General features: G+C 66.1%; 17 protein-coding genes. 11 read left to right on the top strand and 6 right to left on the bottom strand.

Features of this window, described 5'->3' with window-relative positions:
- Nucleotides 1–5 precede the first annotated feature (5 nt).
- Genes AC1D1G_RS17500 through AC1D1G_RS17490 form a run of 3 tightly spaced genes read right to left on the bottom strand, consistent with a single transcriptional unit; the run spans nt 6 to nt 3,475 of the window.
- Nucleotides 6–926 (bottom strand): fumarylacetoacetate hydrolase family protein, encoded by a 921-nt coding sequence (locus tag AC1D1G_RS17500; RefSeq protein ID WP_477953028.1) that lies wholly within the window; start codon nt 924–926, stop codon nt 6–8.
- Nucleotides 923–1,705 carry a cyclase family protein gene (locus tag AC1D1G_RS17495; protein WP_477953027.1) on the bottom strand — a complete coding sequence of 261 codons (783 nt, stop codon included), beginning with the start codon at nt 1,703–1,705 and terminating at the stop codon, nt 923–925. The genes AC1D1G_RS17500 and AC1D1G_RS17495 overlap by 4 nt, the downstream gene beginning before the upstream one ends.
- Before the next feature lie 12 nt (nt 1,706–1,717).
- Nucleotides 1,718–3,475 (bottom strand): CocE/NonD family hydrolase, encoded by a 1,758-nt coding sequence (locus AC1D1G_RS17490; protein WP_477953026.1) that lies wholly within the window; start codon nt 3,473–3,475, stop codon nt 1,718–1,720.
- A gap of 91 nt (nt 3,476–3,566) precedes the next feature.
- Between AC1D1G_RS17490 and AC1D1G_RS17485 the strand changes: the two genes are divergently transcribed.
- Both AC1D1G_RS17485 and AC1D1G_RS17480 read left to right on the top strand, forming a co-directional pair.
- Nucleotides 3,567–4,184: a TetR-like C-terminal domain-containing protein gene (locus tag AC1D1G_RS17485; RefSeq protein WP_477953024.1), complete on the top strand. Its 618-nt coding sequence runs from the start codon at nt 3,567–3,569 to the stop codon at nt 4,182–4,184.
- A 153-nt stretch (nt 4,185–4,337) separates the two neighbouring features.
- Nucleotides 4,338–5,693 (top strand): MFS transporter, encoded by a 1,356-nt coding sequence (locus AC1D1G_RS17480; RefSeq protein ID WP_477953023.1) that lies wholly within the window; start codon nt 4,338–4,340, stop codon nt 5,691–5,693.
- A gap of 43 nt (nt 5,694–5,736) precedes the next feature.
- On the opposite strand, the gene AC1D1G_RS17475 is transcribed toward AC1D1G_RS17480, so the two are convergent.
- Complete coding sequence (locus AC1D1G_RS17475) at nt 5,737–6,210, bottom strand: Lrp/AsnC family transcriptional regulator (RefSeq protein WP_477953022.1); 474 nt, start codon at nt 6,208–6,210, stop codon at nt 5,737–5,739.
- Nucleotides 6,211–6,379: 169 nt separating this feature from the next.
- On the opposite strand from AC1D1G_RS17475, the gene pdhA reads away from it, so the two are divergent.
- The 4 genes from pdhA to lpdA all read left to right on the top strand — a co-directional run bounded on the left by pdhA (nt 6,380) and on the right by lpdA (nt 11,193).
- Complete coding sequence (gene pdhA / locus AC1D1G_RS17470) at nt 6,380–7,465, top strand: pyruvate dehydrogenase (acetyl-transferring) E1 component subunit alpha (protein WP_477953021.1); 1,086 nt, start codon at nt 6,380–6,382, stop codon at nt 7,463–7,465.
- The gene (locus tag AC1D1G_RS17465) at nt 7,462–8,463 is read left to right on the top strand and encodes an alpha-ketoacid dehydrogenase subunit beta (RefSeq protein ID WP_477953020.1); all 1,002 of its coding nucleotides are present in this window, start codon (nt 7,462–7,464) and stop codon (nt 8,461–8,463) included. Before pdhA ends, AC1D1G_RS17465 begins: the two co-directional genes overlap by 4 nt.
- 16 nt (nt 8,464–8,479) lie before the next feature.
- A complete protein-coding gene (locus AC1D1G_RS17460) occupies nt 8,480–9,754 on the top strand; it encodes a dihydrolipoamide acetyltransferase family protein (protein ID WP_477953019.1) in 1,275 nt (424 codons plus the stop codon).
- Between the two features lie 62 nt (nt 9,755–9,816).
- Complete coding sequence (gene lpdA, locus AC1D1G_RS17455) at nt 9,817–11,193, top strand: dihydrolipoyl dehydrogenase (protein WP_477953018.1); 1,377 nt, start codon at nt 9,817–9,819, stop codon at nt 11,191–11,193.
- A 46-nt stretch (nt 11,194–11,239) separates the two neighbouring features.
- Here the strand turns inward: lpdA and AC1D1G_RS17450 are convergent, their stop codons facing one another.
- Entirely contained in the window at nt 11,240–11,869 is a 630-nt protein-coding gene (locus tag AC1D1G_RS17450) for a cysteine hydrolase family protein (protein WP_283350963.1), read from the bottom strand.
- A 57-nt stretch (nt 11,870–11,926) separates the two neighbouring features.
- Nucleotides 11,927–13,453 carry a permease gene (locus AC1D1G_RS17445; protein WP_477953017.1) on the bottom strand — a complete coding sequence of 509 codons (1,527 nt, stop codon included), beginning with the start codon at nt 13,451–13,453 and terminating at the stop codon, nt 11,927–11,929.
- Nucleotides 13,454–14,233: 780 nt separating this feature from the next.
- On the opposite strand from AC1D1G_RS17445, the gene AC1D1G_RS17440 reads away from it, so the two are divergent.
- The 5 genes from AC1D1G_RS17440 to AC1D1G_RS17420 all read left to right on the top strand — a co-directional run.
- Nucleotides 14,234–14,383, top strand: a complete 150-nt coding sequence (locus AC1D1G_RS17440; protein WP_280779410.1) for a hypothetical protein — start codon at nt 14,234–14,236, stop codon at nt 14,381–14,383.
- 148 nt (nt 14,384–14,531) lie between these two features.
- On the top strand, nt 14,532–17,819 hold the full coding sequence (locus AC1D1G_RS17435; RefSeq protein WP_477953016.1) for a protein kinase domain-containing protein: 3,288 nt from the start codon (nt 14,532–14,534) through the stop codon (nt 17,817–17,819).
- Between the two features lie 154 nt (nt 17,820–17,973).
- Nucleotides 17,974–18,285, top strand: coding sequence for a hypothetical protein (locus tag AC1D1G_RS17430; RefSeq protein ID WP_283350966.1), 312 nt, complete (start codon nt 17,974–17,976; stop codon nt 18,283–18,285).
- Between the two features lie 79 nt (nt 18,286–18,364).
- Nucleotides 18,365–19,552 carry an epoxide hydrolase family protein gene (locus tag AC1D1G_RS17425; protein ID WP_477953015.1) on the top strand — a complete coding sequence of 396 codons (1,188 nt, stop codon included), beginning with the start codon at nt 18,365–18,367 and terminating at the stop codon, nt 19,550–19,552.
- A gap of 217 nt (nt 19,553–19,769) precedes the next feature.
- Nucleotides 19,770–19,996: protein kinase (locus AC1D1G_RS17420; RefSeq protein ID WP_477953014.1), on the top strand; the 227-nt coding region annotated here is incomplete at its 3' end.

Genomic DNA, 19,996 nt, shown 5'->3' with positions numbered 1-19,996 from the left:
TCCGGCTATCGGCGCGCTGGCGGGACCTCGTGGAGTGGTGGTCCGGCGACCACGGTGTTGTGGATGCTGCCGATGCCTTCCACGGTCATGCTGACGGTGTCACCGATGCGCAGCGGTGGTGGTTGTCGATCTCCGCGCCATCCCCACAGTTCGGCGAGGCAGCCGCCCCCGCAGGTTCCGGATCCGAGTACGTCACCGGGCCGCACCCAGGTGCCGCGGCTGGCGTAGGCGATCAACTCGGCGAAGGTCCACGCCATGTTCGCCAGGGTGTCGCCGCCGATGCGGGTGCCGTTGACGAAGACCTCCATGTCCAGGTCGAAGCGACCATCGACCTCGTAGTCGACGAACTCGTCGATGGTGACCAGTGCCGGCCCGAGGGTGGTGGCGGTGTCCTTGCCTTTCACAGTTCCCAGGCCCACCCGCATTTCACGTCCCTGCAGGTCGCGGGCGGACCAGTCGTTGAGGATGGTGAACCCGGCAACATGGTCGAATGCCTCGTCCACGGACAGGTTGTAGCCGGCTGTGCCGATCACGACGGCGACTTCCAATTCGAAGTCGAGTACCTCGCAGCCCGGCGGCATCGGAACTGTTGCGCCCGAGCCGATGGCCGCGTGGGGGTTGGTGAAGTAGAAGGCGGGCGCTTCGTACCAGGCGTCCGGGATCGCGGCCGCCCCGGTGACCGCGCGCAACGATCCTGCCGTGTGTTGCTCGAAGGTGATGAAGTCACGGATGCTCGCGACGGGAACCGGTACTGCCAGTTCGGTGGTCGACTCCCACGCTAGCCGGTGCCCGGTCAAGGCCACGCTCGGGTCGTCGGACTCGAGCACGTCGAAGACGTCGGCGGACTCCGCCAACAGGGTGATGTGGTGGTCGGCGACAACGCCGTAGCGCTGGACACCGTCGACGATCAGGGAACCGATTCTCATGCCTGCTCCTCGTCGAAGATGGCCACGGCGCGGGTCCATCCGGCCGAGGCCTTGTGGATCTTCACGGGGAAGCAGGCCACCTGGAATCCCGACGAGGGGATCGATTCGAGGTTGCCGAGTTTTTCGATGTGGCAGTAGCCGATGTCGCGGCCGGCGCGGTGGCCCTCCCAGATGATGCCGGCGTCGCCGGTTTCGGCGTACCGCTGGGCTGTGTAGACGAACGGCGCATCCCAGCTCCAGGCGTCGGTGCCGGTCACCCGCACGCCCTGGCGCAGCAGGTGCAGCGTGGCATCACGGCCCATGCCGCAGCCGGTGTTCACATAGTCGTCGTGGCCGTAGCGGGCACCCGCGCTCGTGTTGACCAGGACGATGTCGAACGGGGCCAGGGTGTGCCCGATCCGGTCCAGTTCGGTGTCGATGTCGTCGGCGGTGACGACGTAGCCGTCGTCGAAGTGCCGGAAGTCGAGTTTGACGCCGCGCCCGAAGCACCAGTCGAGGGGCACTTCGTCGATGGTGATGGCCCGTTGGCCGCCGTCCATGGTGGACGCGTAGTGGTAGGGGGCGTCGAGATGGGTGCCGTTGTGGGTGGACAGCTGGATGCGCTCGATGGCCCAGCCTTCCCCGTCGGGCAGGTCGTCGACCCGCGTGCCGGGGAAGAACTGCAGCAGGTCATCGCGGGTATGTGCGTGGTCCAGGTAGTCGATCTCGGGCAGATGGCCGGGTGGGTCGGAGGGAATGCCCGCCTGCAATGAGACGGACAGGTCGATGATGCGTCGCATGATGTCGAGCCTTTACTTCGGGATCACGGGAAGGAGCAGGGAGGTTCCGGCGTCCGGGCCGGTGTGCACTGTTGTCGTGCCGTCGAAGATGCCGGCAGGCCGGTCGTCCGGATCGTCGTGCGGGGTCAATCCGTTGCCGCGCATCTCGATGCCGTAGATCACCGGCCACGGTCCGTCGCCGGGCATGTCGAAGTCGCGGCCGGCGAGGGTGACGCCGAGCCGGTAGCCGGTGGGGACGACGATGGAGGTAGGCCAGATCTCGACGTCCAGATCGACAGCCTCGCCGGGCGTCAGCGGCTGCTTGCTCGAATGCCGGTGCCACGGGCGGTGCGGCAGACTGGCCTGCTCGTCCAGCTCGCGGTGGGACGCGCGCAGCCAGCCCACGCCGAGCACACCGTGGGGATCGATCGCGTCCACCAGAGAGATCTCGTTCCCGTCCGGGTCCTGAACGCGCAGGGTGACGATCAGGTCGGCGTCGGTGGTGGAGGAGGACAGACGTACCCGTGCCGAGGCCGGTCCGGTGATCTCCAACGGCTCGGTCAGCGGCGCGGTCCAGAAGTCGACACCGGGCCCCAGCGCCGCAAACTCGGCCGTGCCCTCGGCCGGTGGTTCGGCCGGGCTCATCGCTCCGGACGTCGCGTCGAGGTGGAACCGCGTCCACTGCGTGCGGGCCAGCGGCCATTCCTGTTCGTCGCGGCCCTCGAACGAGCCGTCGAGGTGGCGCACGTTCAGTCGCACCGGTGGCTGGTCTTCCCAGCCGGTCGCCTCGCCTCTGAGGAAGTGGCCGAAGAATCGCTTCTGCAGGTCGACGCCGTAGTCGGTGTAGAACTCCGCGTAGTGCTCGTGACCGTGCACCTCCAGCCACTTCTGGGAGGACGACACCTGGGCGTAGGCGTCGAAATTGCCGCGGGTGTGCAGCCGGTGCGCCCAATTCGCCGCCGACAGCACCGGGACCTCGATCCGCGTCAGGTCCGGCGTGCGGGCCTGCGCGAATTCGTCGAGCAGCTCCCGACGTTTGCCTTCCCCGATCGTGTCGACTCTGTTCGCGACGAGTTCGTCGTCGGTCAGCGTCGGCGGTCCGGCGACCAACTCACCGGTGTTGGGGTTGCGTCGGCCCCGCTCCCCGGCCCCGTGCTGGACGGTGAAGATCTGGTGCTCCTGCCACGCTTGGCCGAACCGGGTCACGATGCCGCCGTGCCGGTTGAGGTCTCGGTAGATGTCGGTGAAGCCCTCCCACGGGCAGATCGCCGTCAGATGTGGTGGCTGCAGTGCCGCCACGAGCCACTGGTTGGCCGCGTAATAGGAGATCCCGAGCAGTCCCACCCGGCCGTTCGACCAGTCTCGGGTGCCGGCCCATTCGATGGCCTCGTAGTAGTCGCGGGCCTCCTGCTCGCTGAGCATGTCCAACAGTCCGGCCGAGCGGCCGGCGCCTCGGGAATCGACCCGAATGCAGATGTATCCGTCCGGGACCCACTTCTCCGGATCGACGGTCTCCCACACCTGGTAGCGGTTGCTCGACCCGGCCGCCGCGTCCGGATGCGCTCTGATCAGCTGCTGCCACATCGGCCCGAAACCCTCTTGGAACGCGAGGCCCTTGCCGTACGGCCCGAGCGTCATCAGCACCGGATATACGCCCTCGTCGTCGGGCCGGAAGACGTCGGCCCGCAGGATCGTGCCGTCCGCCATCGGCACGGGTACGTCCCAGTCGATGCGCATCCCGTCCACCGTCTCGCTGCGTTCGCTGATCTCCGCACTGGTTTGCGTTGTCATGACTACCCACCTTCTAAAGTCCAGAAACTTGCATTAACAGTATGAGCTGAGTCACGTCATTAATGCAAGGGTCTTGCGTTAAGGTGGAGTCATGAGTGATCAAGGAGCCCAGCGTCGCCCCGGTGGCCGTTCCGCTCGAGTCCGCCGCGCAGTCCTCGACGCCGCTCTCGACGCGCTGCACGAGCACGGCATGGAGGGGTTGGCGGTCGCGGACGTCGCGTCGCGGGCGGGCGTGCACGAGACGTCGATCTACCGTCGGTGGGGTACGCGGGAGAACCTGATGATCGAGGCGCTGCTCGAGGAAGCGGAAGAATGGGGTCAGGTGCCCGACACCGGATCACTTCGCGACGATCTGATCGCCTACGCCGGTCGACTCGTGACGTACCTGACCAGCCCGGTCGGCTCGGCCTTCGACAGGGCATTGGCTGCCTCCGGCGACGACCCCGCCGCCACCGAGGCGCGCAACCGGTACTGGGAGGCGCGCTTCGCGCGGTCGAGTGAGATCGTGAAGCGCGCGATCGGACGGGGTGAGCTGCCCGAGACCACCGATGTCCGACTCGCCATCGAAATGCTGGTCGCCCCAATACACTTCAAGGTCCTGCTCACCCGCGAAGCTCCGGGACCGGAGCTACCCGAGCGCATCGTCGACTCACTCCTGCACGGTCTCGTCGGACGCGGCAACTCCGGCGAGGGCGCCTCGACGGTGTGAGGCACACTCTGGTTACCGAAGGCGGTGATTGTCTCCACTGATCTCATCGCGGTATGGGTGATTTCTCCATGGTTTCCACGCGACCCGGCTCATACAGTGGTCTACATCACGTTGCCCGGTCGGGCGCCCACTCTTCAGGAAGCCGAGTCATTCATGTCGTCTGTACTGCAGAAACCCGAGATCGAGGCGAGGGTGGTCCGGAAGGTCGCCCGGCGGCTCATTCCGTTCCTCGGCCTGGCCTACTTCGTCAACTATCTCGACCGGACCAATATCGGGCTGGCGAAGCTGACGATGAGCGAGGAACTCGGACTCACCGAGACCATGTTCGGTCTGGCCTCCGGGCTCTTCTTCGTCGGATATCTCCTGTTCGAGGTGCCGAGCAATCTCGCGTTGCACAGGTTCGGGGCACGCCGGTGGATCGCCCGGATCATGCTCACGTGGGGAATCATCGCGGCGGCCATGGCCTTCGTGCCCAATGCCGGCTCGCTGTACACGCTGCGCATGCTGCTGGGTATCGCCGAGGCGGGTTTCTTCCCGGGTGTGCTGCTCTACCTGACCCTGTGGTTTCCCCGCGCCTATCGGGTCCGGCTGATGGGCCTGTTCCTTCTCGCGCTCCCGGTGTCGTCGGCGCTAGGCGCCCCGCTGTCGAGCGCCATCATTCAATACTGGGACGGGCTGTTCGGACTGTCCGGGTGGCGGGTCATGTTCCTGCTCGAGGGGATCCCCGCCGTCGTGCTCGCGGTGGTCACCTGGTTCTACCTGACGGACCGGCCCTCGCAGGCCACATGGCTGGACGAGGACGAAAAAGTCTGGCTCACTCGTGAACTCGAATCCGAGGCGGCCGAATCCGGTTCCCACATCAGCGGCTCGGTTCGCCGGGCGCTGACCGACTCCCGCGTGTGGATGCTGGGGCTCGTCTACTTCGGAATCACCTACGGCTTGTACTCGCTCAGCTTCTTCCTGCCCAGCATCGTCGCCGGTTTCAAAAAGACGTTCGACACCGACTTCTCACTGGTCACCACCGGGTTGATCGTCGCGGTCCCGTTCGCGGTCGGTGCTGTCGCAATGGTGTTGTGGAGCAGGCACTCCGACCGGACCGGTGAGCGGATCTGGCACGTCGCCATCCCCACCCTGATCGGAGCCGTCTCCATTCCGATCGCCCTGTACATGCAGTCTCCGCTCACGACGATGATCGCGGTGACCGTCAACGCGGTCGGTGTGTTCTGTGCCCTGCCGGTGTTCTGGTACCTGCCCAGCACGTTCCTCACCGGCGCGGGCGCCGCGGCAGGCATCGCCGTCGTCAACTCGGTGGGCAACACGAGCGGTTTCGGGGCCCCGTACGTCACGGGATGGCTGTTCGACGCCACCGGGAACTCACGCGCAGGCCTGTGGGTCGTCGGGGCGGTCATGCTCGTCGCCGTGGTGCTGGTTCTCGTACTCAGATCGCGGGTAACTCCCACTCGCAGTGTCGAAGACGTCGGCGGGGAGGTCGTCGCCGCACATCGCTGATCGGAGAACAGGCGCTGCCGGGCGGTCGACGGCAGCGCCTTCGTCATTGCTCCTCGGCGATTCGCTCGAGCAGCGGCCGGGTTCGGTAGGGGATGGCGTCGCGCATCGCCACGGACACCGTGGTGCGCTCGATCCCGGGCACGGCGAGGATGAGGCCGGCGACCCGATACAGATCGTCGGCATCGACGGCGACCACGCCGATGTGCAGGTCCGCCGCCCCGGAGATGCCGACGACCTCCACGACCTCGGCGATGTCCCGCAGGTGTTCGATGACGTCCTCGAGGCGATGCTGGTCGACCACCGCGGTGACGAACGCCTGCAGGGGGTATCCCAGATCGCGGGGTGACACGCAGCKGTCGACCGGTGCGAGCACTCGTTGCTCCTCCCAGCGAGACATCCGTGCTTGCACGGTATTCCGTGCCATCCCCAGCAGCGAGGCCAGCTGCACCCCGGTGGCGCGAGGGGCGTCGCACAGGGCGAGCAGCAGCCGGGCGTCGGTCCGATCGAGTTTCGTCATGTAGCGCAGTATGCCAGAGTTTGCCGCTCGCGATTTGAGCATTCTGCTTATTTTGAATGACAACACTTGCGCATGATGAATCCTGATGATTGTGTGAATGCAACATTCTGACCGACACGGTCACTCGCGGGTGGCGAGCTCTCCCGGTACATCACTTTCGGAGGTTTTCGTGTTCGACAATGACGACGTGGTGCAGCTGGTCACCGAAATCGGTGCGCGAGTAGAGCATCCGGACTACTCCCGGTACGTCGACGATGTCGACATCACCGCGGTGCGTGCGCTGTACGAAGACCTGGTCGTGGTGCGGCGCATCGACGCGGAGGCGACCGCGCTGCAGCGTCAGGGCGAACTGGGGCTGTGGGCTCCGCTGCTGGGGCAGGAAGCCGCGCAGGTCGGGTCGGCGCGCGCCCTCCGTCCGGACGACTTCGTCTTCGCCAGCTACCGCGAACACGGTGTCGCGTACTGCCGCGACGTCGACCCCACCCACATGCTCAGGTTCTGGCGGGGGTCGACGCACTCGGGCTGGAACCCGTTCGAATACAACATGACGACCCCCGCGATCATCGTCGGCGCGCAGGCGTTGCACGCCACCGGGTATGCGATGGGCATGCAGTTCGACGGCTCCGACGGCGCCGCGATCACCTACTTCGGCGACGGCGCCACCAGTCAGGGCGATATCTCCGAGGCCTTCGGGTTCGCCGCGAGCTTCAACGCGCCCGTGGTGTTCTTCTGCCAGAACAATCAGTGGGCGATCTCCGAACCGGTCAGCCTGCAATCGCGGGTGAGTATCGCCGCGCGGGGCCGGGGCTTCGGGGTTCCCGGCGTGCGCGTCGACGGCAACGATGTCCTCGCCGTGATCGCCGTGACCCGGGCCGCGCTCGAACGGGCGCGGGAAGGCAGCGGACCCACCCTGATCGAGGCGGTCACCTACCGGATGGGTCCGCACACCACGTCCGACGACCCGTCCCGGTACCGGCCGGCCGCGCTCGACGAGGAATGGAAACGCAAGGATCCCCTCGACCGCATCCGCGCCCTCCTCGAGTCGGCGGGCGCGATCGACGACGACTACCTCGCCGCCGTGCAGCAGCGCGCCGACGACACTGCAGCGGCGTTGCGCCGTGGATGCCTCGAGACCGTCGAACCCGAGCCGATGTCCCTGTTCGACAACGTGTACGCCGAACCTCATCCCCTCGTCGACGAAGAGCGGCGCCAGTTCGCCGCCTACCTCGACAGTTTCGAAGGAACCGACGCATGAGCACAGCCATCTCCGCGGCCGCCCCGACCACGCTTCCGCTCGGCAAGGCCCTCAACGCCGGCCTGCGCCGCGCCCTCGAGAACGACCCGAAGGTCGTGCTCATGGGAGAGGACATCGGCAAACTCGGCGGTGTCTTCCGCATCACCGACGGACTGCAGAAGGACTTCGGTCCCAACCGTGTCATCGACACCCCGCTCGCCGAATCCGGGATCATCGGCACCGCAGTCGGTCTCGCGATGCGCGGATACCGACCGGTGTGCGAGATCCAGTTCGACGGGTTCATCTACCCCGGCTTCGACCAGATCGTCTCGCAGGTCGCCAAACTGCACTACCGCACGAGCGGCAACGTGAAGATGCCGATCACCATCCGCGTCCCGTACGGCGGCGGCATCGGTGCGATCGAGCATCACTCCGAGTCGCCGGAGGGGTATTTCGCCGCGACCGCCGGTCTTCGCGTCGTCACCTGCAGCACCGCCGCCGACGCGCACTCGATGATTCAGCAGGCCATCGCGTCGGACGATCCGGTGCTGTTCTTCGAACCCAAGCGCCGGTACTGGGAGAAGGGGCAGATAGACCCGGCGGCCGAGACGAGTCCTCTGCACAAGGCCCGGGTGGTTGCACCGGGCACCGACGCCACCGTCGTCGCCTACGGGCCGCTCGTGACAACTGCACTGCAGGCCGCGAAAGTCGCTGCGGGCGAGGGTAGGTCGATCGAGGTGATCGATCTGCGGTCCATCTCCCCGCTCGACGTCGACACCGTCGCCGCGTCCGTGCAGCGCACCGGACGCCTGGTGATCACCCACGAGGCGCCCGTGTTCCTCGGGATCGGTGCCGAAATCGCTGCCCGCATCAGCGAGCGCTGCTTCTATCACCTCGAAGCGCCGGTGGCCCGCGTCGGCGGCTTCACCGTCCCGTATCCGCCGGCGAAACTCGAGGAGCACTTCCTGCCGGACGTCGACCGCATCCTCGACGCCGTCGACCGCACCTTCACCGCGTAGGAACCAGGAGTTCGCCATGCCCACTGTCCAGACATTCCTGCTGCCCGACCTCGGCGAGGGCCTCACCGACGCCGAAGTGCTGACCTGGCTGGTGAAGGTCGGCGACACCGTGACGCTCAACCAGATCATCGCCGAGGTCGAGACGGCGAAGGCGTCGGTGGAGTTGCCCTCGCCCTACGCCGGAACGGTGGTCGCGTTGCACGCCGAGGAGGGGACAACTATCGACGTCGGCAGCCCGTTCATCGACGTCGCGGTCGCCGGCGAGGGCCAGGCGGACGTGCCCGAGCCGACCGCTCCCGCGGGCCCGGCCGAGCGGACCCCGGTCCTGGTCGGCTACGGCGTGGCCGAGGACTCCTCCAGCCRGCGCCGGCAGCGGCGCCCGGCGGGAACCCGGGTCGACGTGACCCCGGCGCCGCGCACGTCGCGTCCGCTGGCCTCTCCCCCGGTGCGGTTCGCCGCGAAGCAACACGGCGTCGACCTCACCGAAGTGAACGCAACCGGGGTGCACGGTCAAGTCACCAGGGACGACCTCGAGCGCCACCGCACCGCCGCCCCGATGACGACGTCGGCGGCGACGGTCCCGGCGGACGCCGACGAGGAACGCATCCCGATCAAGGGTGTCCGCAAGCACACCGCCGCAGCGATGGTCCGCAGCGCATTCACCGCCCCGCACGTTACCGAGTTCGTCACGGTGGACGTCACCCCGACGATCGACCTCCTGGCTCAGCTGCGCGACACGAAGCACTTCACCGACGTGCGCCTGACATCACTGACGTTGGTGGCCAAGGCATTGCTCGTGGCGCTGCGCACCAACCCGACCCTGAATTCGTCCTGGGACGAGGACGCTCAGGAGATCGTCGTCAAACGCGCCGTGAATCTCGGCATCGCCGCCGCCACCCCGCGCGGGCTGATGGTGCCGAACATCAAGAACGCCCACACCCTCGGTCTGCGCGACCTCGCGATCGCCCTGTCGGATCTGACGACCACGGCGAAGGAGGGCAAGACCGGGCCCGCCGATCTGGCCGACGGCACGATCACGATCACCAATGTCGGCGTCTTCGGAATCGACGCGGGCACGCCCATCCTCAACCCCGGGGAGGCGGCGATCCTGTGCTTCGGGGCGATCCGCAGGCAGCCGTGGGAACACCAGGGAGAGATCGCGTTGCGGTCGGTCACCACACTGAGCCTGTCGTTCGATCATCGACTGGTCGACGGCGAGCAGGGATCGAGATTCCTCGCGGCCATCGGTCAGATCCTGTCGGACCCGTTGACGTTGATCGCACTGAGCTGAAATCCAGTCCACTTCGACCTTGCTGCACGTCCCATGGCGTGCCCGACCGAGGGAGTTTTCCCATGTCCGACCAACCGGACGTCCTGATTCTCGGCGGTGGATCCGGCGGGTACGCCAGCGCCTTCCGCGCCGCGCAACTGGGCAAGACCGTCACCCTGATCGAAGAGGACAAGGTCGGCGGCACCTGCCTGCACCGAGGGTGCATCCCCACCAAGGCGCTCGTGCACGCCGCCGAGGTCGCCGACACCGTCACGCACGCGTCGGCCCTCGGGATCGGGGCGACGCTCGACGGAATCGACCTCGGAGGTGTCCACGCCTACAAGAACGCGACGGTCGACCGCCTGTACAAGGGCCTGCAGGGGCTGGTTCGCGGCCACAAGATCGAGGTGGTGCACGGAACCGGCCGCTACGGCGGAGGGCGCACCGTGCACGTCGGCGATCGCACGATCACCGGCACGTCGCTGGTGCTCGCGACCGGCTCGCAGGTCCGGAGCCTGCCCGGACTCGAGATCGGTGGCCGCATCCTCACGAGCGACGAGGCACTGACGTTTCCCGAACTTCCGAAGCGCGTCGTCGTACTCGGCGGCGGTGTCATCGGGGTCGAATTCGCCAGCATCTGGGCATCGTTGGGTGCCGCCGTCACCATCGTCGAAGCGCTGCCCCGGCTCGTCGCCGCCGAAGACGAGTGGTCGTCGAAGCAACTCACCCGGGCCCTCCGCAAACGCGGCATCACCATCATGACCGGCACCCGATTCGCGAAGGCGGTCCAGGACGAGAGCACGGTCAGCGTCACGGTGGAGTCGGGCGACACGATCGAGGCGGACCTGCTGCTCGTCGCGGTCGGCCGCGGCCCCCGGACCGCCGACATCGGACTCACCGAGAACGGCGTCGTACTCGACCCCCGCGGTTTCGTCACGGTCGACGACTCCCTGCGGACCTCGCAGCCGGACGTGTACGCGGTCGGTGACATCGTCGCCGGTCCGCAACTGGCGCATCGCGGATTCCAGCAGGGAATCTTCGTCGCGGAAACGATCGCAGGCCTGAGCCCGGCACCGATCGAGGACAGCGGCATCCCCCGGGTGACGTACTCCAACCCCGAGGTCGCGTCGGTCGGGCTCACCGAAGACCAGGCCCGCGAGCGGCACGGAGACGTCGCCACCGTCGTCTACGACCTCGCCGGCAACGGCAAGAGCCAGATCCTCGGAACCAGCGGCGGCGTCAAACTGGTGCGCGCCGGAGCCACCGAGGGACCGGTCGTCGGGATCCACATGGTCGGCGAACGCGTGGGCGAACTGATCGGCGAGGCCCAACTGATCGTCAACTGGGGCGCCTACCCCGACGAAGTCGCCACCCTGGTTCACGCGCACCCCACTCAGGCCGAAGCGCTCGGCGAGGCACACCTCGCTCTTGCGGGAACACCACTGCACAGTCACAGCTGATCGCTGGCCGACCTCGCGGGTCGCGCCCGTCGCCGGCGGAAGCCGTTCACAATTCTGCAGTCCAGAACGTCTCGAGCTTCTCGGCCGTGATCACGGTGCCGAAGTTCTGTGCGACGACGGACACCGAAGCGTCGTGGGCTGTTCGACTGTAGGTGGCGGCGCAGTCTTCGACGAGCGAAACCCAGTATTCGTGAAACAGCGCGCTACGCAGACTCGACTCGACACACACCTCGGTGGCGACGCCGGTGAAGAGCAGGGAATCGATGCCGAGGGAACGCAGGGTGAGGTCGAGGTTGGTGCCGACGAATGCGCTGAACCGGTTCTTCGTGATCACCACGTCGCCGTCCCGCGGAGCGACGGCATAGTAGTCTGCCCCGGGTGTTCCTGTGCGGCAGGTAATTCCGGTGCGTGCGGCGTCCGGTCCCTCGCCCACGCGGCCGAGCCACTGGGGTGTATCGGTGGTTTCGTCGTGCAGGGTGCGTACGAAGATCACCCGGACCCCGGCCGTGCGCGCAGACGAGACGAGGTGGTCCAGGCGCGGAGCCATCGCCACCGGGGCGGTCACGTCGAAGCCCTTCTGTGCCAGCGACCCGTCGGGGGAGCAGAAATCGTTCTGCATGTCGATGACGATCAGTGCGCACCGGGCGGGGTCGTAGCGGAACGGGACCGAGCTCATTTCGTGGTGTCCTTCCATGTCAGGGGTTGTGCGGAAACCTGGTTCGGCGATGAGCCGCTACCAGATGACGACGGCGGCTCCGGTGGCCAGCAGCAGTCCGGCCATCACCGGGACGACGAGGTGGCGGACCAGTTCGGCAACCGGTATCCGGCAGAATCCGGCGACCACCACCAGCGACGACCAGATCACGAGAGTTCCCCCGCCCGTCCACGTGGCACCGTTCTGGGCGATGGCCGCCAAGGTCGCGGTGTCCATCCCGGACTGCGGCGCCAGCGCGGCAGCCAATCCACCGGTGAGGGGTAGGCCGGCCCACCCCGAACCGTCGAGACCGACCGCCATACCGATGAAGAGCATGCTGAGCGCGACGAATACGCCGTTGTCGGGGATGTACGGCTGCACGCGTTCGACGGTGTCGAAGAGGAAGGCCGGACCGGTGGTGTCGTCGTCGAGTCCGAGAATGGCGCCCGAATAGTCGGGAATGCCGATGTACACGAAACCTGCGACGGGAAGGATGATGCCGATCGCCTTGAAGGCGTACGACAGACCGTCGATGAAGTGGGTGGCGCAGAATTCGAGAGCCTCGGATCGTCGTGACGTGACGGTCACGAGTGCCATCAGGATGATTGCCGTGCCTCCCACCAGGGACGCGCCGCCACCGTCCTCCCAGGGGACGATGTCGGTGAAACGACCGACCAACATGTAGGCAAGGACGGCGAGGAACGCGGCGGGCACGCCGATCGCCCAAGCACGGGTCAGTGTCGGGCGATCCGTGATTCTCGTTCCGTCGTCCTCGAAGCCGGGCAGTTCCTCGTCGAGCACGTCCGTGGCGGTGGGTGAGACCGCGACGTCCTGACCCGGCGGGAAACCAGCGGACGTGCCGGCGGGCGTGCCACCGACACCGCCGGTGGGATGCACGGTTCCACCCATCGGTTCGGTGCCCGGAACTGGGTCCGTACGCATCCTGCGGCGGACGGTCAGGAAGTAGGCGAGCACCGCCGCGGTGACACCGACGATCAATGAGATCACCAGGGCACGGTCGGCGATGTCGTCGGCGGGAACGCCTGCGCCGCTCGCGGAAATCGACGGCGCAAGACCGATCACGTAGTCGGAGGCGATCGACATTCCCTGCCCGGAGATCGCGAGAACCACCGCGGCTCCGAGCGGCGGCAGACCCACCTTGATCGCGGCAGGAAGTAGGACCGCACCGATCAGGGCCAGTGCCGGGGTCGGCCAGAAGAACAACGAGAGAAGATAGGTGAAGACGAACAACACGATGTAAGCGACGCGGCCATTGACCATCCACCGGCTGATGGGGCGCACCATCACCTCATCGGAACCGATCGCCCGCATCGCCGCGAGCATCGAGGTCACCGCGGCGATGACGATGAAGATCTCGAACAGCGCGGTGCCGGAAGTGATGGTGGCCCGGAACACCGACATGATGGCATTCGGGACGCTGCCGCTGTACGCAAGTGCTGTGGCAAATGTCGCGACTACCGCGGGGATCATGACGTTCTTGCGTAGCGCCATGGCCACGATCAGAGAAGCGAGGCCGACTAAGAACACGATCTGCGCAGCGCCCACGTGCGACTCCTTGTATCGAACTACTTGCGGCGAGTACCTCGGAAGTGTGCGGGCGAGGACGGCCGAGTAGCGACCTATGTCGGGTCACGACGCGGGGCGCCGCAGCCCGGTTGTCGCATGATCGTGGCCTACCTTTGATGTGTCGTCAACGTCAAAGTGACTATGCGAGAGCCCATTCGATGTGCAAGGTGCGCAGAAAATGACAACCGCGTTTCGGCTTCGGCGGGTCGTGTGAACGATTACAGTATTCTGCGGCTTCCGTTGGCCACGTATAGGATGTCGCCGGTCGCCGGCACATCGTCGCCCGTCTTGACCGCACCACGTGCAGGCGCACGAGGAGCCGCCCGCGGCAGAGGAAGAGGTGGGCGTCCCCGGCCACGAGCGGCGGACGGCCTCCCAGCCGAGGGGGACCGGTCAGGGGGCCTGGCTGCCACTCGGGGCCGTCGAGCCCGGGGCAGCGTGGATGCCGGGTACCCGCCGACGTGCGGGGCTACTCGCTTCGGGCAGGAAAAGTTTCGTCCTAGTGACGATGCTGCCCGCGACAGTCTGACCTGCGAAGATCATCCTTCTCGCGGGCGACCCCGCCGGACGCGCTCGAGAGCGCGGGTGTTTAGTTGTGCGTAACACGATCTGTGCGGGTGGCGAGTTCCCGGCGAGACGACGTTCTCGGCGCCGTTTCGGCCGGAGCTCTGCTCGTCCAGCGCCGGCGGCGCCCTCGTCAGGGTCAGCTATCTCAACGTCTCCAGCGGTGACCGCGGGTCGGTGGTCGTGAAGCCGTGCGTGAATTTCCTGGAGCCCGCACCGGAACGCGCCACCGTGCGCACGGGTTCCGGTCCGGTTGCGTTCACAGTGTCCGTCATCGGTTCGGGGTTCTACCCGCGGGCCGGCCAGCCCTCGCTCCCCGGAGTCGGAGGCTTCGTCGCCCCCTGACCGGGAATCCTCGAGTACTCCGCCCAGGGAGGTCGTAAGTCGGCCATCGGATGGGGGGCGTCGGCGATATCCTTGGGTATCTCCTCGAGAGGCCAGCGGTGGTGCACTTCTTCGACAGTGGCTCGGACCGGAAGAATCGGTCCGGTCGATGACCGACGACGATCCCTTCGCGACGCAACGCGACGCGTCGGGTTCGGTCACGGCCGATCTGGCGGCTGCCGGATTCGAGGACGCACAAGAGATCGGCCGCGGCGGTTTCGGCGTCGTCTACCGCTGCACCCAGGCGGCCCTCGACCGCACTGTGGCGGTCAAGGTCCTTACCACCGACCTCGACGAGCAGAACCGGGAACGTTTCGTCCGCGAGCAGCGCGCGGCGGGCCGGCTGACCGGGCACCCCAATGTCGTCAATGTCCTCCATGTGGGCGTCACCGACAACGGTCGGCCGTACATCGTCATGCCGTACCACGCCCAGGACTCACTCGACACGCGGATCCGCCGCCACGGACCGCTCCCGCTCGACGAAGCGCTGCGACTCGGGGTGAAAATGGCCGGTGCCCTCGAGACTGCCCACCGCCTCGGGATCCTGCACCGGGACGTCAAGCCCGGGAACATCCTGCTCACCGACTACGGTGAGCCGGCACTGTCGGATTTCGGCATAGCCCGTATCGCCGGCGGGTTCGAAACCACCGCCGGCGTCGTGACGGGTTCGCCGGCGTTCACTGCCCCCGAGGTGGTGACCGGCGAATCCCCGAGTGCTGCTGCCGACGTGTACGGCCTCGGTGCCACGTTGTTCGCTGCGATGACCGGTCACGCTGCCTTCGAACGCCGTAGCGGGGAGCAGGTGGTGGCCCAGTTCCTGAGGATTGCCGCCGAGCCTGGTCCGGACCCGCGGAAGCACGGCATTCCCGAGGACGTCAGCACGATCATCGAACGTGCCATGTCCGGCACCTCGGAGGGCCGTCCCTCCGCCACGGAACTCGGTCAGCAACTCCGAGCATCTCAACGCCTCCACGGTTTTCCCGTCGACGAGATGGCACTGCACGCCGAAGCGGGAGCCGCGCAGCCGAAGGAGGACGTGATGGTGCCGCCGCCTCACCAACTCGTCTCCCATGCACACGAATTCTTCCGCGAAGTGACAAGTTTCGTCGGACGCCGCAATGAAGTAGCCGCAGTGAAGGCGCGTCTGTCGGATTCCCGGATAGTGACCCTCACCGGATTTGGTGGGGTAGGGAAAACCCGGCTGGCGTGCCGCGTCGCCTCGGAAGTGCGCAGAACCTACACCGGCGGCGTCTGGTTTGTGGATCTCGCCGCGATCTCCACTCCAGACCTTGTCGTCAGTGCGATTACCGAGGCGCTCGACATTCGCGACGGAGTGAATGCGGACGGTAGTCACTACCTGTTCGAATTCCTCGGTGGAAGACATGCACTCATCGTCCTGGACAACTGCGAGCACTTGATCGACGCGAGCGGAAGCGTCGCCGCCGAGATTGTTCGGCGGTCGGACCGTGTGGAGATCCTGGCAACCAGTCGGGAACCTCTCGGTGTGCTGGGTGAGACCGTGTTCGAGGTACCCCCCATGCCGGTCCCCGACGAAGCTCAGCTCGCCGACGGGCAGAACACCAAGAGCTTTCATTCCGAGGCGGTCGATCTTTTCGAGCAACGCGCTGCCTCCGTCGTCCCCGGATACACCCTCGACGACGAGAGCCGCCTGGAGGTTGCCCGCCTGTGCCAGCGGCTGGACGGCATCCCTCTGGCGATCGAACTCGCAGCGGTCCGGATCAGGTCCCTACCCCTCGACCGCGTCCTGTCGCGCGAGGGCGCACTCTTCGAAATTCTGACGCGGGGAAACCGTGGCGGACCGGTACGGCATCAAACGCTGCGTGGCGCCATCGATTGGAGCTTCAATCTGTGCTCGCCGGAGGAACAAGTCCTGTGGGCACGGCTGTCCGTCTTCGCGGGCGGATTCGATTTCGACGCGGTCGAGAGCGTGTGCACCGATCCGGACATCGTTCCGGACGCGTTTGACCTGATCTCCAGTCTTGTCGAAAAGTCGGTCATTTCCACCGTTCAATCCGGATCCACAGTTCGATACAAACTATTGGAAAGTATCAAGGACTACGCGGCCGAGAAACTTGCCGAGCACGGCGACGAGAATGCGTGGCGCAGAAGACATCGAGACTACTTCCTGCGTTTGGCCGAACGCAGCGAGAGCCAGTCACTGGGGTCAGGGCAGCTGGTATGGAACCGTCGTTTGCGGCACGAGCGGGCGAATCTGCGGGCGGCGCTGGAGTACTGCCTGTCTACCCCCGGGGAGGCCCGAACCGGTCTTCGGATTGCGGGTGCGTTGTGGTTCTTCTGGAACGCGAGTGGCCTGCTGCGCGACGGGCGGTACTGGCTGACCCGAGCCTTGGAGGCAGACCGGGAGCCGAGCAGCGAGAGGGCGAAAGCGCTCTGGGTGATCGCGTGGAACGCCATGGTTCAGGGCGACAACCCGACCTCCAAACAGTATTTGCTGGAATGCAGCGCCGTCGCGGAAGCGATCGGTGATCGAACCGCCCAGGCGTTTGCAGTTCAGTTCCGGGGTGCGGCGGAGATGCTCGGAAACGGAAATCTCGACGTCGCACTGGAGTACCTCACTGCCGGCATGACACTTCATGCCGAGTCAGGGGAGGTCAATTCCCTGACACTGCTGGGCGGCGCTCAGCTCGCTTTAGTGCATTGCCTGTCCGGAAACCTGGAACAATCCCTTGCCTGGGCGGACGACACCATCGCCTCAGGTAGGTCGCTGAAGGAGCACTTCTCGACGTCATGGGCGCTGTGGGCCCGCGGACTTGCCCTGTGGACCCAGCGCAAGTACCCGCAAGCCTCGGACTCGTTGAAAGAAGCGCTCGAACTGAAGCAGTCATTGAGTGACTGGTTGGGCGTGAGTACATGCACCGAGATTCTGGCGTGGATCGCGATCGAGGAAGCAAACCCCGTCCGATCCGCCCGCCTGCTGGGTATCGGGCGCACACTGTGCGGCGAGATGGGGAGCGCTCCACTCTTCGGAAACGACACGTTGATCCGCACGCGGACTCGTTACGAACAACGCACCCGTCAGCTGCTGGGTGACTCTGCGTTCGAGAAAGAATCCCGGGCCGGTGAGCGTCTCGAACACCTCGCGTCGTTTGAATTCGCGTTGCAAAAGCGCACGTCCCAGCCCGCAGCGGCGGCCACTCCTGCAGCGAAGGTGAAACTCACACCTCGTGAGAAAGAAGTGGGAAAGCTGGTGGCCGAGGGACTGACGAACAAGGAGATCGCGGAAAGGTTGGTTATCTCGCCCCGTACCGCAGAAGGACATGTAGATCGCATCCTCACGAAGACTGGGCATCGATCCCGCGCGCAGCTTGCCGCCTGGATCGCCCGCGAAGAGAGCATCGAGTCCCGAAATCCGTAGTTCGGGCAGTGCCCCCGCTGCGTTGGGTGCGGACCCGGGCTGAACTCATCGAGGGCCTCGCTGGTCCCCGCGGATACCTGTGTAGGAAATGCGGGTAGTGAAGCACGTAGATCTTCGCCGTCCCACTCGCCGCGCAATTGCGAGTCTTATCGGCATGAACAGCACACACCAACACCACACCAGGACACACACCACCAGCACCTCCTGGAAGCGGTTCGCCACCGTCGGAGTCGCCGCCGCCGCACTCGCCGTCATCCCCGCCGGCGTCGCGGCCGCATCCACCAGCACACCGGTGCCCAGCCCCCTCGCCGCCGTCGCCGGCCACGACATCCCCCGCGATCACGACAACACCATGCCGCAGCAGCGCCGGCACGACCGTCAACGCGACCAGAGGCGGGACCGCCGCGCCGAAATCACCATCGGCAACGAGATCCTCGACGGCTGGGAAAGCAGCACCCCGAGGTAGACGGTCGCACCGTCGAATGCAGGCGCCAATCCAACGAAAACCCTTCTCGACCAACAACCGACACAGCAAGGAAACCTACATGTCTTTCACAACCGACGTCACCATCCGGCCGTTCACAGTCCAGTTCCCCGACTCCGAACTCGAGGCACTGCGTGAGCGCATCGAGACCACCCGCTGGCCCGAAACGGAGACCGTCGCAGATCAGTCGCAGGGCACACCGCTCGCGACGAGCAAGGCACTGGCGCAGTACTGGGCCTCGGAATACGACTGGCGCAAGGTTGAGGCGAAGCTGAATGCTCTGCCGCAGTACATCACTGAGATCGACGGGTTGGACATCCATTTCATTCACGTCCGCTCGAAGCACGAGGATGCGTTGCCGCTCATCGTCACACATGGGTGGCCCGGTTCGATCGTCGAGCAGCTGAAGATCATCGACCCCCTGACCAATCCCACCGCCCATGGTGGTGACGTGTCGGATGCTTTCCATCTGGTGATTCCGTCGATGCCCGGCTACGGCTTCTCGGGCAAGCCCACGACGACCGGCTGGGGCCCCGACCGCATCGCACGTGCCTGGGTGGAGCTGATGAAGCGCCTCGGGTACAACCGGTACGTGGCACAGGGCGGGGACTGGGGTGCGATCGTGACTGAGGCGATGGCGGTGCAGGCGCCGCCGGAGCTGCTCGGCATTCACACCAACATGGCCAAGGTGGTTCCACCCGAGATCGACCAGGCGCTCCTCACCGGGCATCCCGTGCCCGCCGATCTGTCCGACGACGAACAGGCTGCGTGCGACCAGCTGGCATTCTTCTATCAGCACATCGGCTACGCCGTGGAGATGGGATCGCGGCCGGAGACACTGATCGGATTGGCGGATTCGCCCGTCGGTCTGGCCGCCTTCATGATCGACCACGACCCGGCGAGTTTGGCGCTGATCTCGCGGGTCTTCGCGGGACAGCCCGAAGGCCTGACGCGAGACGATGTACTCGACAACATCACCCTGTTCTGGCTGACGAACACGGCGTTGTCAGCGGCTCGTCTCTACTGGGAGAACAAGGCCCCGTTCTTCGCCGCCGGTAGCGTCTCCATCCCGGTTGCCGTGAGCGTCTTTCCCGACGAGCTCTATCAGGCACCGCGCAGTTGGGCAGAGAAGGCCTACCCCAACCTCATCCACTTCAACAAGCTCGACAAGGGCGGGCACTTCGCCGCCTGGGAGCAGCCCCAGCATTTGGTAAACGAGCTCCGCGTGGGCTTGCGGTCGCTTCGATAACGACCATGACGTGCGCGCCAGCGCACGAGCTGAGAGCGACCGGGTGGCTCATTCCGAGCCACCCGGTTCGCCTTCGGCCGTCCAGCCAACCCCGTGTTCACCATTCTCATCGACTTCGCAGCGGTGCGGCGCGGCGATATCCTGGGGTACATCGTCGAGAGGTGAGCAGTGTGGCATTCGTCGGCAGTGCCTCGAGCGGGATGAATCGATGTAGTCGATGACGGACGTCGATCCGTTCGCGACGCAACGCGACGTGTCCGGTTCGGTCACGGCGGAGTTGGCGGCGGCCGGATTCGAGGATGCCCAGGAGATCGGCCGCGGCGGTTTCGGCGTCGTGTACCGGTGCACGCAGGCTGCGCTCGACCGCACCGTGGCGGTGAAGGTCCTCACCGCAGACCTCGACGAGGAGAACCGGGCACGGTTCCTGCGTGAGCAGCGTGCGGC

This window comes from Rhodococcus sp. P3_B8 (assembly GCF_056402775.1).
Note: the sequence above shows the minus strand (reverse complement) of the source record. Positions and strands in the feature narration are given on the sequence as shown.